Here is a 13,903-nt window from a genome sequence, read left to right on the forward strand (position 1 = left end):
GTTTGAAGCCGCGCAGCGGTTCTTTACTTTCGGAGGAAAAGCATGCCCACGAGCCTGCCTGTGGCGTCAGCCGACGTCGCGCCCCCGTTGATGTTCCGGGGTTGAGACCGGTGGAATCCTGGGGACCCGGCCGGCATTACAGCAGCGGCCGGCACACACATAAGTTAGACCGGGGAACCGGGCCGCGCCTGCTGGGATTCACGGGCTGGATCCGCCCGCAGTTCCTGATTGCACTGGTTACCGTCCTCGGCCTGATCACAGCCGGGGCTGTTTACGGCACCATCCAGTCCAGGGATCCGGTCGAGGCCGGGGCGTCGGGTTCTTCGGTGTCCGCCCCAGCAGGTTCGGCTGACCCGCTGTCCGACTCCGGCGGCGGAGCGCCGTCGGCAGGAATCCCGACGCCGACAGCCGCTGTCGTCGCGTCCCCCGATCCAGCCATCGGGCCGGCGCTGGACGCGGAAATCAATGCTGTGATCCAGGCCAACAGCGGATACCAGGTGGGTGTGGCCCTGATCGATGTGGCGGACGGGCAGGTGCACGAATATGGCGTGAAGACCAAATTCGTGGCCGCAAGCACCGGGAAGGTCCTCGCCGCTGCCGCCTACTACCATCTGGTGGAAACCGGTAAGGCCTCGCTGGCGACCCCCATGGGGGCGTCCACCGCGGGCCAGCAGATCCGGCAGATGGTTCAGCAAAGCAACAACGATTCGTGGGCGTTGATCCTCGCCGCCGTGGGCCACAAGGGACTGATCAACTACGCGGCCTCGATAGGCATCCCCTATGACCGGACCGTGAACGCCCTGACCCCTGCAGAGATGGCAACGATTCTGTCCGAGCTGTACAGCGGCCGGCTGCTCAACGCCGCCAACACCGCGCAGCTGCTGTCCTACATGCAGCAGACCAACTACGAAACACTGATCCCGGCCGCCGCACCTGCCGGGGTGAGCGTCTTCCACAAGTACGGGCTGCTCTTCGGCAACCTGCACGACGCGAGCATCCTGGTGCAGGGGGAGCGGGCGTACGTTTTTGTCGTCTACACGCTGGGCCGGGACGGGGAGGCTGCCCGGGCCCGCGTCTTCCACAAGCTCACCAGCACAGTCGCCGCCGGACTCTTTTGACGAAAGCGACCGTTCCCGAGAAGGACACACAGTCGTAGGCTGGTGGAGGGAGGTGAATGCCATGAAAGCAGCCCAGGGAGACCGCATCATCATCCGTGGCACGACGGTCGAGTCATCGGACCGGCACGGGGAAATCCTGGAGGTCAAGGGGGCGGACGGGGCCCCGCCGTATCACGTCAGGTTTGACGACGGCCATGAGACCATCCTGTTCCCCGGCGGCGATTTCGTCGTCGAAGGCAGCAAGGGCGCCTGACAGCGCTAGAAACTCGATGAACTGCCGGAGCCGGAGAAACTTCCGCCGCTGCTGCCGTAGCCGGTGGTGCCGCCGCCGCCCCGGGCGCTGTTGACACTGCTCACACCGCTGGTGAAGCCGGAGTTGAAATTCGGCACGGAGAAAAAGTAGTACGAGGGGTATACGGTGCCCAGGATGCTGGGTTCGTAGGTCCGCCCGTACTTGGCCTTGCTTCCGGCCTCTGCACTCTCCATCTCCCTGTGCATGAGCCGGGCTTCCTTCTCGTCTTTGCTGAAGCTGGCAATCACGGTATCGGCGTGGTTCTTGAGCAGCTCGGAGAGATGGGTGCGCGCGTCACGCAGCCGGTCAAGGGCCGTCTCGGGAGTGATGGTTCCGTCCGAGAGTTTCGAGGTCCACCGTTCGATCTCCCGATGGCTTTCATCGCGGAAAGAGCGCAGGGCCGCGGCCGTCGCGGAGTCGCCCCCGGCGTTGCGCTTACTGAGCATCTGTTCGATCGCGGCCAGGTCGGCGCGGAAGGGGGCCAGCTGCCGGTCCCAGGCGGGCGCCCAGGCGGAGCCCCGGTTGAGCAGGGCGTTGGTGTCGGCGATAACGTCGTCGAGGGCGTCAAGCTCGGCGGCGGCGTCGGCGTAGCTGCGGGCCAGCTTCAGGGTCGGCCGCCTGCTGAGGTCCCGGGGCGACAGGGCATGGACCTGGTTGGCGAGGCCGGTGGCGGCGTTGTATTTGGCCATGAACGTGCGGTGCTTCTCCAGGACGGTGCTGCCGTACCGGGAGGCATCCGGGATGGTGCCGGCGTTGAGCTCAGTGACCTGGAGATCCATGCTCACGTTGGCGTAGCTGACGTCCCCGCGGGCCAGTTCCTTGCGGGTGTCCACCCGGGTCCGCCAGCGCACGATCAGCCACGTGGCGGCGCCAACAACAGCAGCCGCAATGCTGGTCCACGCCACGACAAGGAAGGCGGTGGACCGATACCACGGCTGGTTGATCAGTTCCGCGCCGCGCTTGATCCCGGCGATGGTGCCGTCCGTCCACTGGGCATCGCGAAAAAGTTCCTTGGAGGCTTCCTGGATGTCCTCGCGCTGTTCGGGGGAGACCTTGCGGTCCTCACCCATGTACGTCCCGACGTGCCGGCCTACCGGGTCCAGGGCGAAGATGAAGAGCCCGTTCGCCCACTTCTGCCCGTCCTCGCTGATCCACTCCGGATGCTCGGACCGGGCAAAACGCAGCACCTCCTCGTTGAGGTTGTCCGACGTCGAACCGTTGTAGGTGTAGACGGCCACCTTGGTGGGCTGGTAAAAATCTACCGCCTGCACCGCCGGCAGAAGGGTGTTGCGGTCCAGCACCCCGGCCCGGTCCTCCACGACTATGTCCACCGGCGTGACGGCCTGCGCCGCCGGCACGGTCCCCACCAGCCCGATTATCACCAGAGCGAGGAGGCCCAGAACTTTCCGTACTATTCCCATTTCCCGAGCGTAGTGCCTGCCGTGGGCAGCGTCGACGGACCCGTGCCGCCCGGGCATCCGGTTTTCGGCTAGGCTTGCCACTATTGGCGGGGAAGGGAGCAACCGTGTTTGAGGATCCTGAACGGCTCCTGCAGCCATGACGGCGGCCACCCCGCTCGACGGGATGGGCGGCCTGGTCGGTATTGCAGCCCGGGGCGTCGACGCGCTCGGTGAGTGGGGTGTGGGACTGTTCACCCTGGCGGAGACGGTTTTCCCACCCCTTCCCAGCGAGGTCATCCTTCCGCTGGCCGGCTTCCTCACACAGCAGGGGACCATGACGCTGGCCCTGGTGCTGCTCACCAGCACGCTGGGTGCCTATCTGGGCGCGCTGCTGCTCTATTGGCTGGGAGCCCGGTTGGGGCTGGAGCGGTCGATCCGGTGGCTGTCGAGGCTCCCGCTGGTGGACCGCGAAGACTTTGAAAGGGCGGCCGGCTGGTTCGACCGCCACGGCCGGTCTGCTGTGTTCTTCGGCCGGCTGCTGCCTGGCGTGCGCAGTCTCATCTCGTTGCCTGCCGGAGCCCAGAGGATGCACTTGGGGACGTTCAGTGCGTTCACGCTCGCGGGCAGCGGCATCTGGAACGGCCTGCTGATCGGTTTGGGGGCCCTGCTCGGGGCGCAGTACCGGCTCATCGGCGAATACTCCCGGGTCCTTAACTATGCCGTCTATGCCGCCCTGGCCCTCGTCCTGGGCTCACTTATCGTCAGAAGCATCCGACGCCGGAGAAAGCTCAAGTCAGCGGGGACGGGGGTCTAAAGACACCATGACGGTGCGCCCTGCCTGCCACATACTGACCTCATGAGTCCAGCGTCGCAGGAACCCGAGCCGAACGAACCAAAACCGGCAGCAGAAACGGCCGCACCGCTCGCAGGAGAGCCGGCCTCGGCTCAGCGCCGGCCGGACCGCACGCTGCTCGGCATCCTTGCCGCGATTGCAGTGATCGTGGTTATCGCACTGATTGTCGTGTTCACCCGTGGCGCGCCGGCGCCGGTGGACGAGGCCACCCCCGCCGGCGTGGTCCAGCGGTATTCCGCCGCCGTCATCGCCGGGGACGAAGCTGCCGCGGCCGCCTACCTGACGGACGCCGCCAAGAACCGCTGCAGCACCGACATGGGACGAACGATGGGGGACAATCTCCGTGTCACCCTCGTCTCAACGACCGAGCGGCCTGACTCGGCGGACGTCAGGGTGCTGATCACTGTTTCCGAGGGTGGCGGACCGTTCGGAAGTGCCGAATACCAGATCGAGGACGACTTTGACCTGGTCAAGACGGGGGACAAGTGGCTGATCGACCGAGCTCCCTGGCAACTGACGGTGTGCCGGAACGCGGCGGTGAAGTGATGAGCGCTGACTCCGCCGTGGGTTCAGCCCAACGCACCGTCCGCCGCCTCATCACTTACGTGCTGCTCTTCGCCCTTGTGGTGATCGCCGCTGCCGGGCTCAGCGGACTGCTGGGGCGGCTCCTTGTGGCGGACACCGTGCTGGCCACCGGGGACGTGGCCGGGCTGGCGCGCTCGCTGGCCTTCGCCCTGATCGGCGGACCGCTGGCCGCACTCCTGTGGTGGGTGGTGTGGCGGCGCCTGGGCGACGAGACAGAACGGGCCTCCGTCGGCTGGGGCCTGTATGTGACCAGCGCCTACGTGCTCTCCCTGGTTCTGGCGACGAGCAACGTGCTCAGCACGCTGACCACGCTGATCGGCGGCCAGTCGCTGCAGTGGCGCCCGTCCCTGGCCACCGGGCTGGTCTGGGCAGCCGTCTGGGTCTGGCACCGGTGGATGTGGCGGCATCCCCGCAAGCGGCCGCTGGACATAGCTGACGCACCCACGGTTCTCAGCAGCTACATCGGGCTGGTGATTGGGGTCAGCGGCGCCATCTCAGCCCTGTCCATCCTGCTGGATGTGGCTATTCGGGGGGCGCTGGCCGCCGCGGCGGTGGGCAAGCCCTGGTGGGTGTCCGCGCTGCAAGCCCTTGTCTGGGCCGTGGGCGGCGGGCTGGTCTGGTGGTGGCACTGGACGCACGACGGCGGCCGGCGGCTGCGCGGCGATCTCGCCAGCGTCGGCCTCATCGCCGTCGGGGTCCTCGGCGCCGGGGTGGTGACCCTCGGCGGGGCGGGGGTCACGGTATTCGTCCTGTTGCGGCTCGCCTTCGACCGCACCGAATCGATGGACCTGCTGCTTGAGCCGCTGGCGCCGGCGATCGCTGCCGCAGCGATCGGGTCACTGGTCTGGGTGTACCACCGCGGGCTGGCCCGTGGAAGTTCGGAAGCCCTCCGGCAGGGGAGCCGGCTGGTGACGTCCGGCGTCGCCCTGGTGGCCGCTGCCTCCGGGATCGGCGTGATCGTGAACGCCGCCCTCGCCATGGCGGCGACCCCACTCGCGGGCTCCGGGGCACGCACCCTGCTGCTTGGCGGTGTCAGTTCGCTCCTGGTCGGCGGCCTGGTCTGGTGGTTCACCTGGAAGCCGCTGGAGAGGACCTCCGTGGCGACGCCGGGCCCGGCCGGTGATTCCGGGAGCTGGCAGAACGCCCGCCGGATCTACCTGATTGTGGTGTTCGGCCTCAGCGCCGTGGTCGCCGTCATCACCCTGCTGGTCATCGGTTACCGGATGTTTGAATACTTCCTGGGCGATATCTCCGGCGGCAGCGTGGTGGACAGGATCCGGGCCCCGCTCGGTTTGCTGGTGGCCACCGGCCTTGTCGCCGGCTACCACTTCGCGGTGTGGCGCCACGAACGTGCCGTCTTCGCGGCGGCGGAGCCGGTCCGGAAGCGGACCATCGGTCACGTGGTCCTGGTGACCGGCACTGATCCGGCACCGCTGCTCCGGGCCATCGAAGACGTCACCGGGGCGGGTGTGACCGTGTGGAGACGGGCCGACGCCGGGCCTGGTGCCGCGGACGACGCCAGCGAGCTGGCCGCCCGGCTGGCTGGCGAACTCGAGGGGGTGGCCGGAAAACAGGTGCTGGTGACGGTCAGTCCGGACGGCAGGATCGAAGTGATTCCGCTGCTGGGCTGAGGCGCCGGGAACTGTCGCTATTCCAGCTCGAAAGTCCTCTGGTAGCTCCGCACCGCGTTGTGGATGGTGGGGAAGAAATGGTCGGGACCGAACCGGCTGCTCACGCCGAACCGGATCAGGCGGTCCTTGATGGGCCCCTTCATTTCGGCGAAGACCAGGCTGATGCTCCGCTTCGCAAGCTCGTCGTCGAGTGCCACGAGGTCATCCAGTGCGGTGGTGTCCAGGCCGGTGATGGCCTCTGACGCCACGATCACCCACCGCACCGGCTCCGGGGCGCCGGCGACGAGCGTCCGGATGTGTTCGGTGAAGACGGCGCCGTTGGCGAAGAACAGCGGGGCGTCGAAGCGTGCGATCACGAGGCCGGGGATGCGCTGGCCCTCGGGGTGCCGGCTCAGGTCGTGGTAACCGGGCACGTCCCCCACATTGCCCAGCTCGGTGCGGTACGGGTCCAGGGCACGCAGCACAAAAACGATCAGGGACAGGCCGATCGCGACCACTATGCCTTCAAGCACACCCACAAAGGCGACGCCCAGGAAGGTCGCGACCAGCAAGGCGGCCTCGATCGGGCTCATCCTGAGCAGCCGGTGGAGGGTCTTAAGATCGAGGATCGACGCCGCGGCAACCATCACGACCCCGGCCAGCACGCTGGAGGGCAGGTAGGTCGTCACCCCGGGGGCCAGAATCATGAACAGCGCCACCAGGGCGGCGGCAACGGCGCCGCTCAGGGGGCTCTTGGCGCCGGCCTCGACGGCGATCGGCGTGCGTGAGGCGCTGCCGGAGATCGGAAAACCGCCAAAGAGGCCGCTGGCCACGTTCGCCACGCCGAGGGCACCCATTTCCTGGTTGCCGTCGACCTGGACCCCGCTCCGGGCGGCGAAGCTCTTCGAGAGGACCGTGGTATCGGCGAAGGCGATCAGGGCGATGCCGGCCGCCGGCCCGATCAGGGCGATGACGTCCTCCAGGCTGATTCCGCCGAGAGCGGGAGCCGGCAGGCCCTGGGGCAGGGCACCCACGGTGGGGAGCGCCGCCGTGAGGTCCAGAATGGCCGTCAGCGCCGTGGCTGCCACGACGGCGATCAGCACGCCGGGGAGCTTCCCGGGCAGGAAGCGGCACACCACAATGACGGCGATGGTGCCGGCGCCGAACAGAAACGCCAAAGGATTGATGGCCCCCTGGGCCACGGCCTGCGCGGTCCCGGAGGCGATGTTGACCAGTGAGCCGCCGGTGCCCGACACACCGAGCAGCTTGGGCAGCTGGCTCACCATGATGACAATGGCGATTCCGTTAAGGTAGCCAACCCGGATGGGTTTGGACAGCAGCCCGGTCACGAACCCCAATCTGAAAACCCTGCCGGCCAGAAGCATGCCGCCGATCAGCAGCGCCAAAAGACCGGCGAGGGCCACCGCCTCGTCCGGATCCTTGCCCGCTAGAGGCAGGACGGCGGCGGCGATCATCGGTGCCAGGCTGGAATCCGGGCCAATGATCAGGACCCTGGATGGCCCGAAGACCGCATAGGCGAGCAAGGGGATGATCGACGCGTAGAGGCCCGTGACGGCCGGCAGCCCGGCGGCTTCGGCGTACGCCATGCCGGCCGGAATGAGGAATGCGCTGAGCGCCGCACCGGCGGCCAGGTCGGATTTCAGCCATGGACGTTCATAGCCCCGCATCATTCTGAGGCCGGGCGGGAGTTTCAGTGCTCTGGCGCCGCGCACGGTGGGCACTGGCTATGCCGCAGGGGACGCGGAGTCGCCGGTTGCTGGTGCGTCCTGGCCGTACTCCGCCGAAATGAGGATGGGGAGGTGGTCCGATGCCCCGCGCGGAAGGGTCTCAACGTTCTCGATGTTGAGCCCCTGGGACGTTGCGAAGTCGAAGTGGCCCTTGAAGACCTTGTACCGCGTGTACGTCCGCCGGTCACTGAGGGTCAGGTCGTAGCCGGCATCCTTCATCTGGGCCGTGAGGTTCTTGGTGAAGAACGGGTAGTTAAAGTCGCCCACCATCAGGGACATCAGGCCGCCGCCCATGCTGAGTAGTTCCGCGTGAGCGGCGTGGATCTGGTTCCGCCGCAGCGAGTTCGACGCCGTCAGGGGGGCCGCATGGAACGACGCGATGACGAGGTCGTGGTCCGTCTCATTGTCGATCACCCGGGTGCCGATCAGCCGCTCGTGCGCGGGGGACAGGACACGGTCGTGCATCGACTTCTTCAGGGCGAAGGTCTTCGTCTCGAACGCCGTGAACCGGTCCATACGGTAGTAGATGGCGAGGCCAAGCCGGTTGCCCTTGGTGGAGTCGGCAAGGTGCAGGTCACCTATCGTGTCCGGGAGGTCGTTGGTGTCGCACTCCTGAAGACACAAGGCATCAATCTCAAAACTGCGGGCCAGATCAACCAGCTCACCGCTTGCGTGGTGCTTTCGCAGGTTGTAGCTGATGACACGAATCAGGGGAGCACCTCTTCGTTGGATAGTCTCGGAAAGTCCGCTTCCGAGTCTACCCAGTCCAGCGAATCGAGTGGGACCGGCGGCCGCAGGTCCGGCGGGACGGGTGGAATCAATGGGCTGCCCCGGTCGTTGGTCCAGTGACGGGCGTTTCCTGGGGCGTCCATCGCAATTCACTTCCCGGCTAGCGGCAGGAGAAACAAGACCATGGCAAAGGCAATGTGGAACGGCGCGGTCATCGCGGAGAGTGACAATACGGTGATGGTGGAGGGAAACCACTATTTTCCGCGTTCCTCGGTTAACTCCGCCTACCTGGAGGACAGCAGCCACAGCAGTGTCTGCCCCTGGAAGGGCAAGGCCGGCTACTACAGCCTGGTAGTGGACGGCCAGCGGAACCAGGATGCCGCCTGGTTCTACGCCGAGCCGAAGTCCGACGCCGGGCACATCAAGGATCACGTGGCCTTCTGGCGCGGCGTGCGCGTCGAGGCCTGAAACGGCCGCACCAATCGCTGCGTCCCCCTCGAGCGTGCGCATCCAGGTCCAGTGACGCTAATCGGTTTCAGTGGCACCGTTGCTTTGGCGGGGCAGCCCTCGAAGCGATCGGAGCGGTCAGGTCCGCCCTCTCCAGCCGCGGGGAGACCAGCCCCCAGAGGAAGATGCTGGCCGCGACCGCGACGATCACTGTGAGCTCCATGTCAGGTGCCCCTTTCTCCCTGCTTGGCCGGTCAGCGACCCAGCGGGTTCTGGCCCGGAGTTGAATGGAACGGTCCGAGGACAGCGCCCCGGTCACGGCTGGCAACGGCGACCGTGAGGGTTGCCGGTTCCTCCGAGGCCATGGTGGCGACGGTCATCGTCGCGATCAGGGGGTCATCACCGAGCCGGTGAAGATGCTTCCGCTCCTCAGGCTCCGCGGGTGCGACGCTGGCGGTAAGGACCTGCACCAGGCCTTCGGTCCAGGCGGCGGGGCTGCCCCGCCAGGCGAACACGTCGGAGATCCAGACGGCGTGCCCCCTCGCCCAGCGGGTCTTGCCGGATCTGCGTACCCGCACCGGGATGTTGCCGCGCCGCTGGAGCAACGCGCGGTTGCGGTATATGACGGTGAATAGTCCGAGGGCACAGAGCCACAGCGGCACCCCCAGGAACACCAGTAACGCCCAGATCATCCCATCGCCTCCACGGTCGTGTGCGGGTGAGGTCAGTCCGCCTGGCTGATTCCCGGGCAACGCCAGGAGCCGTCGAGGGCTGCGGGCCCGGGCCGGTACATCCTGAGAAGGACGAACCACGGGCTCTCGGGCGACGTCGGCAGCCAGTTCGGCTTCCGCCCGCCGGCTGGTGGGTCCGGCTGCAGGTACAGCGTCAGCCCTCCGTCGCCGTCCATCCGCAGCTCAGACGCGTCGTCACCGACCGAGTACCGGTCAATGGGGTTTGCAATGAGGTTGAGGTCTTCGACCGTGTAGGCGGTCAAGGACCAGAATGCGCCCACGGGCGGCAGTCCACCAGGCGGGAAGCGCAAGGTGTACCGGTTCTTCGGGCGTTCTTGAAGGCAGCGGGGTGCCATACTCCTCCGCGAGACCCTGCATGTCGAGCTGGTCCAGCAGCGGCTGGGGGCAGGTGTCGCCGGAACCGTCGGGATCGTTCAGGCCGATGGTGTTGTAGATGCTGCCGATCAGCTCGCCGGTCTCGGCAGTTTCGCAGAAGGTGTCATGGTCTTTCCCCTTGGTTGTAGAAACGGAGTCGGTCGGCGCGTACGACAAGCTCCTCCTGCAGCGTCGGCGTCCGGTACTCCCACCCCTGCGGCAACTTGAGGCGCTCCCCGAGTGTTGCCAGCCGGTCCACGGTGTTGTGCGGGTCGACGTGATGGGAGGCGCTTTGCCTGATGTAGACGCTGCCGGTCGGGGAGACCAGATGGTGCACCTGCCGGCCGGCGTTGAAGTATCACGTCTCCGCCGAAGTCCCTCTTCAGCTGGTCCGGGTCAAGGGCCCGGAACTGGGCGTCGAACTGCTCGCCCGAGACGCCGTCGGTCAAGCCGAGGTTGTTGTATATGACGCCGGAGGCTCCGGGTCCGTCGGCGTCCCTGGTGAAGACGATGATCTCAGCGTGGCGCATTCCGTGGTGGTTTTCGGCTGAAGTTGAATTTCCGTCATCTTCCTGGGGTGTTGACATCGGAACGACCTTTCGTTCGAACGTAGTCCCGGGAGCCGTTCTCAGGGTGGGGGAGCGGGCGTCGGTGGGGTGCGCATGACCCCGGAAGGGTCATGCGCACCCGCGGGTGCCAGGGGCCGGCGCCGTGGTGTCAGCCGGGGTCTTAGTCGCGGAGGTCGCCGCGGTCGTCCCGCCGGTCTTCCCGGCGGTCGCCGCGACGGTTGATCCCGTGGGCGACGACAATTGCCCCGCCGGCGGCGGCGGCGGTCCTGCGCCTGCGTCGTGCTGCGAGTGGCATGTCAGGCTCCTTCCTTCGTTGCTTCGGCGTCCGCCTCGAAGGCGGCGATGACAGCCTGGGTCGGGATCCGGCCGCTGGCCACGAGCTGGCCACCGGCCTTGCGGACGGCTGCGCCGAACGGGGCCGCCCACTGGTTCTCCCAGACGAGCACCGCGGCGGAGTGCCCGGGCTCGATCGTCTCGGCCAGACAGTCCTGGTGCGCGAGGCGACCCTGCGTAATCTCGACCCGGTGCTGGGGCGCGTACCGACTGCGTGGATCCTCCGCGGTCCGTTCGCATTCCGTCCCACTATCATCCGCCCGACCCCTGCCATCCACGTGGCTTCAACATCCGGGCAGATCGTCCTCTTCTGGAGGTTCTTCCTGGTGGTGATTCCGTTGGCCATAGCGGTTCTCGAACGTCGCTGGGCGGTGTCGCTCCCGTTTCCACCCGTTGCAGGTTCTGTCGGCGTCGCGGTTCTCGCGCTCGCCAGCGCCCTTGGCCTCTGGTCGGCAGGAGTGATGTCGACACTGGGGGATGGCACGCCGCTGCCATCGGCGATGCCCAGCCGTCTGGTCATCGCCGGTCCGTATCGCCGGATTCGCAATCCGATGGCGGTCGCAGGCGTCCTACAGGGGGCCGCCGTCGGCCTCATCCTGCAGTCGTGGCTCGTCGCCGCCTACGCGGTCGTGGGTTCGGTGGTGTGGAACTACGTCGTCGGGCCGCTCGAGGAATCGGACCTCAAGGACCGGTTCGGCGAAGAATTCCAGCATTACCGCGACACGGTGCGCTGCTGGATCCCTCAAGTATCGAAAACTCAGCGCCCGCCGAGACGATGACTGTCTCCGGGGCCCGCAAGTGTCATCGGAAGCGATAGTGTGTTCTGGGATTACCAGCCACACGAAAGGGCGGACAATGACGACTGCTGAACTACCGGAGCTTGCCGAGGGCGACTTTTACTACGAGGCGCTGGGCGGCGGGCGTTTCCGCTCCACCATCCACGCCCAGGGCGCCTGGAACGACCACGAGCAGCATATGGCTCCCGCCTCCGGCATTATGGCCGACTGTCTGGACCGGCATGAGCCGCGCGACGATATGCGGATGGCGCGCCTGAGCTACGAGATTCTTGGCCTGATTCCTGGCGGCGACTTCGAGGTTGTCACCACTACCCTTCGCCCGGGCCGGACGATCGAACTGGTGCAGGCCGAGCTGATTGCCGGCGGCCGCACCGCGATCCGCGCCACGGCGTGGCGGATGGTCACGTCCGACACCAGCGCCGTCGCGGCCTTTGAGGATCCCAGGATCCCTGCGCCGAAGGACTGCGAACCCTACGACGCCGTGAGCATCTGGCCGGGCGGCTATATTGCGTCGCTGGAAATGCGGATCGCCGACGGGCACCGCGCCGGGTCCGGCACGGTCTGGCTGCACACCGGAAAGCCGCTGACGGACCGGAAGGACAGCAGCGACATGGCCCGCCTGGTCGGCCTGGTGGACACGGCCAACGGAATCGCCGCCCGCGTTGCCCCGGGCAAGGGCAGCTACGCCTTCCCCAACCTGGACCTGCAGATCCACATGTACCGGCGCCCGGAAGGGGAGTGGCTGGGGCTGGATAACGAGGTCTCCTTTGGCACGGACGGGATTGGCCTGACCTCGACCGTCCTGCACGACCTCGAGGGTCCGTTCGGCCGCGCCGAGCAGATCCTGACGCTCAGGAAGTCCTAGGGCTCAGGCCGTCCCGCAGCCGGTGCCGGCGGCCGGCTCCGGGCGGCTGCGGGAGGGCCGTGCCGGCTGAACGCTAGTGGAAGACCAGCCAGCCGACCACGGTGGCCAGGCCCGTCAGCACGGCACCCCAGGCGATGTCCGCCAGCACGATGATGAGCGGCCAGTTCTTCAGGGTCGCTGCGTTGGTGAGGTCATAGGTGGCGTAGGCGAAAGTTCCCAGCGCGGCGCCGTAACCGAGCGCCGTGAGCCAGCTGCCGCCGTCGAGCGCCGGCTGAAGGGCGAAGAAAACGATCCCCGCGACGTACAGGACGTAGAAAACGACGGCGTACCCTAGATGGGGCTTGTCCGCCATGAGGTGCCCCAGATGGCTCCGGTAGAACTTGCTCATCGACTTGAGCCAGACGGAATCAATGACGGCGAACGCGGCGGCTACGACGAGGAACTGCAAGATGACCATAAGGGAGCATAACAACATGCCGGAGGCCGCTGGCGCACCGCGGACGCTGACGATTTACCGGCAGGAGGAGTCCCTGGGCGCCGCCGCGGACCTGGACTTCGCCCTTGAGCTGCTGCGGAAGGTCAAGACCGGCGGCGTGGGCCCCATGATCCGGCTCTACCGGCCGGCGCCCACCGTGGCCTTCGGGCAGCGGGACACGCACCTGCCGGGTTTTGACGCCGCCGCGCAGGCCTGCCGTGAACTGGGCTTCGAACCGCTGGTCCGCAAGGCCGGGGGACGCGCCGCCGCGTACCACGAGGGGACCCTCGTGATCGATCACCTGGAACCGGACACGGACGCCATCGCCGGGGCCAAGCGGCGCTTCTCCTTTTTCGGCGAACTGCTGGCCGGCGCCCTGCGGAGCGCCGGCGTCGACGCCGCGGTGGGGGAGATCCCCGGCGAGTACTGCCCCGGGGAATTCAGCGTCCACGGCCAGGATCCGGACTTTCCGCAGCACCAGCTCAAGCTGATCGGCACGGCCCAGCGGGTGGTGGCCGGCGGCTGGCTGTTCAGTTCCGTCATCGTGGTGGAGAACTCGGCCCCGATCCGCGCGGTGCTGGAGGCCAGTTACGCCGCTCTCGGCCTGGACTGGGACCCGGCCACAGCGGGCGCCGTCAACGACCTCGTCCCGCACCTGGACGTGGACGCCATCGAGGCGGCCGTGATCGAGATCTATGCCCGTTACGCCACCCTGGACTTCGGCCACTTCAACAGCTTGCTCGGCTGAAACCGGCGCTCCGGCGCCCGGGCGAGGGAAGCCTAACAGGGCGTGTGCCGCGTGCCCATCTGGCTCGCAGCAAGGGGCCCTTTGAGCGCCCAAAACGGCCCCTGCTGCCAGCTACCTGGCTAGGGCGTGTCTCCCAATTGGTTCTTGTCTGCTTTGGCATGCTGGAACCATGTCGCGCACTGCCGTCCTGACCGATGCCCAATGGGAGCGGATTGAACCGTTGATGCC

19 protein-coding genes are annotated in these 13,903 nt (G+C 67.1%); 10 read left to right on the top strand and 9 right to left on the bottom strand.

What is annotated here, in order from left to right:
• Positions 1-110 precede the first annotated feature (110 nt).
• Both ACZYX4_RS16410 and ACZYX4_RS16415 read left to right on the top strand, forming a co-directional pair.
• Positions 111-1,118, top strand: coding sequence for a serine hydrolase (locus ACZYX4_RS16410; protein ID WP_463877837.1), 1,008 nt, complete (start codon positions 111-113; stop codon positions 1,116-1,118).
• Positions 1,119-1,179: 61 nt separating this feature from the next.
• Entirely contained in the window at positions 1,180-1,371 is a 192-nt protein-coding gene (locus ACZYX4_RS16415) for a DUF1918 domain-containing protein (protein WP_282383567.1), read from the top strand.
• 5 nt (positions 1,372-1,376) lie between these two features.
• On the opposite strand, the gene ACZYX4_RS16420 is transcribed toward ACZYX4_RS16415, so the two are convergent.
• Positions 1,377-2,831, bottom strand: coding sequence for a DUF5129 domain-containing protein (locus tag ACZYX4_RS16420; protein WP_463877840.1), 1,455 nt, complete (start codon positions 2,829-2,831; stop codon positions 1,377-1,379).
• Positions 2,832-2,967: 136 nt separating this feature from the next.
• Here ACZYX4_RS16420 and ACZYX4_RS16425 point away from each other — a divergent pair, with 136 nt between their 5' ends.
• Genes ACZYX4_RS16425 through ACZYX4_RS16435 form a run of 3 tightly spaced genes read left to right on the top strand, consistent with a single transcriptional unit; the run spans position 2,968 to position 5,879 of the window.
• Positions 2,968-3,624 (top strand): DedA family protein, encoded by a 657-nt coding sequence (locus ACZYX4_RS16425; RefSeq protein ID WP_463877842.1) that lies wholly within the window; start codon positions 2,968-2,970, stop codon positions 3,622-3,624.
• A 42-nt stretch (positions 3,625-3,666) separates the two neighbouring features.
• Complete coding sequence (locus ACZYX4_RS16430) at positions 3,667-4,209, top strand: hypothetical protein (RefSeq protein ID WP_463877845.1); 543 nt, start codon at positions 3,667-3,669, stop codon at positions 4,207-4,209.
• Positions 4,209-5,879, top strand: coding sequence for a DUF5671 domain-containing protein (locus ACZYX4_RS16435; RefSeq protein ID WP_463877848.1), 1,671 nt, complete (start codon positions 4,209-4,211; stop codon positions 5,877-5,879). The genes ACZYX4_RS16430 and ACZYX4_RS16435 overlap by 1 nt, the downstream gene beginning before the upstream one ends.
• 17 nt (positions 5,880-5,896) lie before the next feature.
• Here ACZYX4_RS16435 and ACZYX4_RS16440 read toward each other — a convergent pair whose 3' ends face one another.
• On the bottom strand, positions 5,897-7,549 hold the full coding sequence (locus ACZYX4_RS16440; RefSeq protein WP_463877851.1) for a SulP family inorganic anion transporter: 1,653 nt from the start codon (positions 7,547-7,549) through the stop codon (positions 5,897-5,899).
• A gap of 54 nt (positions 7,550-7,603) precedes the next feature.
• Positions 7,604-8,314: an endonuclease/exonuclease/phosphatase family protein gene (locus ACZYX4_RS16445; protein WP_463877878.1), complete on the bottom strand. Its 711-nt coding sequence runs from the start codon at positions 8,312-8,314 to the stop codon at positions 7,604-7,606.
• 204 nt (positions 8,315-8,518) lie between these two features.
• Between ACZYX4_RS16445 and ACZYX4_RS16450 the strand changes: the two genes are divergently transcribed.
• The gene (locus tag ACZYX4_RS16450) at positions 8,519-8,803 is read left to right on the top strand and encodes a DUF427 domain-containing protein (protein WP_463877853.1); all 285 of its coding nucleotides are present in this window, start codon (positions 8,519-8,521) and stop codon (positions 8,801-8,803) included.
• 67 nt (positions 8,804-8,870) lie between these two features.
• Here ACZYX4_RS16450 and ACZYX4_RS16455 read toward each other — a convergent pair whose 3' ends face one another.
• Genes ACZYX4_RS16455 through ACZYX4_RS16465 form a run of 3 tightly spaced genes read right to left on the bottom strand, consistent with a single transcriptional unit; the run spans position 8,871 to position 9,869 of the window.
• Positions 8,871-9,005: a hypothetical protein gene (locus ACZYX4_RS16455; protein ID WP_463877855.1), complete on the bottom strand. Its 135-nt coding sequence runs from the start codon at positions 9,003-9,005 to the stop codon at positions 8,871-8,873.
• 31 nt (positions 9,006-9,036) lie between these two features.
• The gene (locus ACZYX4_RS16460; protein ID WP_463877856.1) at positions 9,037-9,474 is read right to left on the bottom strand and encodes a hypothetical protein; all 438 of its coding nucleotides are present in this window, start codon (positions 9,472-9,474) and stop codon (positions 9,037-9,039) included.
• A gap of 32 nt (positions 9,475-9,506) precedes the next feature.
• Complete coding sequence (locus tag ACZYX4_RS16465; RefSeq protein ID WP_463877857.1) at positions 9,507-9,869, bottom strand: DUF1214 domain-containing protein; 363 nt, start codon at positions 9,867-9,869, stop codon at positions 9,507-9,509.
• 369 nt (positions 9,870-10,238) lie between these two features.
• On the opposite strand from ACZYX4_RS16465, the gene ACZYX4_RS16470 reads away from it, so the two are divergent.
• On the top strand, positions 10,239-10,439 hold the full coding sequence (locus tag ACZYX4_RS16470) for a hypothetical protein (RefSeq protein WP_463877859.1): 201 nt from the start codon (positions 10,239-10,241) through the stop codon (positions 10,437-10,439).
• A gap of 178 nt (positions 10,440-10,617) precedes the next feature.
• Here the strand turns inward: ACZYX4_RS16470 and ACZYX4_RS16475 are convergent, their stop codons facing one another.
• Complete coding sequence (locus tag ACZYX4_RS16475; RefSeq protein ID WP_463877862.1) at positions 10,618-10,752, bottom strand: hypothetical protein; 135 nt, start codon at positions 10,750-10,752, stop codon at positions 10,618-10,620.
• Position 10,753: 1 nt separating this feature from the next.
• Entirely contained in the window at positions 10,754-10,903 is a 150-nt protein-coding gene (locus ACZYX4_RS16480; protein WP_463877864.1) for a hypothetical protein, read from the bottom strand.
• Positions 10,904-10,948: 45 nt separating this feature from the next.
• On the opposite strand from ACZYX4_RS16480, the gene ACZYX4_RS16485 reads away from it, so the two are divergent.
• Both ACZYX4_RS16485 and ACZYX4_RS16490 read left to right on the top strand, forming a co-directional pair.
• Complete coding sequence (locus ACZYX4_RS16485; RefSeq protein ID WP_463877865.1) at positions 10,949-11,569, top strand: methyltransferase family protein; 621 nt, start codon at positions 10,949-10,951, stop codon at positions 11,567-11,569.
• A gap of 76 nt (positions 11,570-11,645) precedes the next feature.
• Entirely contained in the window at positions 11,646-12,452 is an 807-nt protein-coding gene (locus ACZYX4_RS16490; RefSeq protein ID WP_463877867.1) for a thioesterase family protein, read from the top strand.
• A 73-nt stretch (positions 12,453-12,525) separates the two neighbouring features.
• Here the strand turns inward: ACZYX4_RS16490 and ACZYX4_RS16495 are convergent, their stop codons facing one another.
• A complete protein-coding gene (locus ACZYX4_RS16495) occupies positions 12,526-12,909 on the bottom strand; it encodes a DUF2177 family protein (RefSeq protein ID WP_463877870.1) in 384 nt (127 codons plus the stop codon).
• A 16-nt stretch (positions 12,910-12,925) separates the two neighbouring features.
• On the opposite strand from ACZYX4_RS16495, the gene ACZYX4_RS16500 reads away from it, so the two are divergent.
• Positions 12,926-13,675, top strand: coding sequence for a lipoate--protein ligase family protein (locus ACZYX4_RS16500; RefSeq protein WP_463877881.1), 750 nt, complete (start codon positions 12,926-12,928; stop codon positions 13,673-13,675).
• The last annotated feature ends 228 nt before the right edge of the window (positions 13,676-13,903 follow it).

The sequence above is a fragment of the Pseudarthrobacter leeuwenhoeki genome, from assembly GCF_055412885.1.

Bases quoted from the DNA above. Each gene is read 5' to 3' on its own strand.
- ACZYX4_RS16425 (WP_463877842.1), top strand. From the start codon at position 2,968: ATGACGGCGGCCACCCCGCTCGACGGGATGGGCGGCCTGGTCGGTATT.
- ACZYX4_RS16430 (WP_463877845.1), top strand. From the start codon at position 3,667: ATGAGTCCAGCGTCGCAGGAACCCGAGCCGAACGAACCAAAACCGGCA.
- ACZYX4_RS16490 (WP_463877867.1), top strand. From the start codon at position 11,646: ATGACGACTGCTGAACTACCGGAGCTTGCCGAGGGCGACTTTTACTAC.
- ACZYX4_RS16435 (WP_463877848.1), top strand. From the start codon at position 4,209: ATGAGCGCTGACTCCGCCGTGGGTTCAGCCCAACGCACCGTCCGCCGC.
- ACZYX4_RS16500 (WP_463877881.1), top strand. From the start codon at position 12,926: ATGCCGGAGGCCGCTGGCGCACCGCGGACGCTGACGATTTACCGGCAG.
- ACZYX4_RS16475 (WP_463877862.1), bottom strand. From the start codon at position 10,752: ATGCCACTCGCAGCACGACGCAGGCGCAGGACCGCCGCCGCCGCCGGC.
- ACZYX4_RS16440 (WP_463877851.1), bottom strand. From the start codon at position 7,549: ATGATGCGGGGCTATGAACGTCCATGGCTGAAATCCGACCTGGCCGCC.
- ACZYX4_RS16465 (WP_463877857.1), bottom strand. From the start codon at position 9,869: ATGGCACCCCGCTGCCTTCAAGAACGCCCGAAGAACCGGTACACCTTG.
- ACZYX4_RS16450 (WP_463877853.1), top strand. From the start codon at position 8,519: ATGGCAAAGGCAATGTGGAACGGCGCGGTCATCGCGGAGAGTGACAAT.
- ACZYX4_RS16495 (WP_463877870.1), bottom strand. From the start codon at position 12,909: ATGGTCATCTTGCAGTTCCTCGTCGTAGCCGCCGCGTTCGCCGTCATT.
- ACZYX4_RS16460 (WP_463877856.1), bottom strand. From the start codon at position 9,474: ATGATCTGGGCGTTACTGGTGTTCCTGGGGGTGCCGCTGTGGCTCTGT.
- ACZYX4_RS16415 (WP_282383567.1), top strand. From the start codon at position 1,180: ATGAAAGCAGCCCAGGGAGACCGCATCATCATCCGTGGCACGACGGTC.
- ACZYX4_RS16420 (WP_463877840.1), bottom strand. From the start codon at position 2,831: ATGGGAATAGTACGGAAAGTTCTGGGCCTCCTCGCTCTGGTGATAATC.
- ACZYX4_RS16455 (WP_463877855.1), bottom strand. From the start codon at position 9,005: ATGGAGCTCACAGTGATCGTCGCGGTCGCGGCCAGCATCTTCCTCTGG.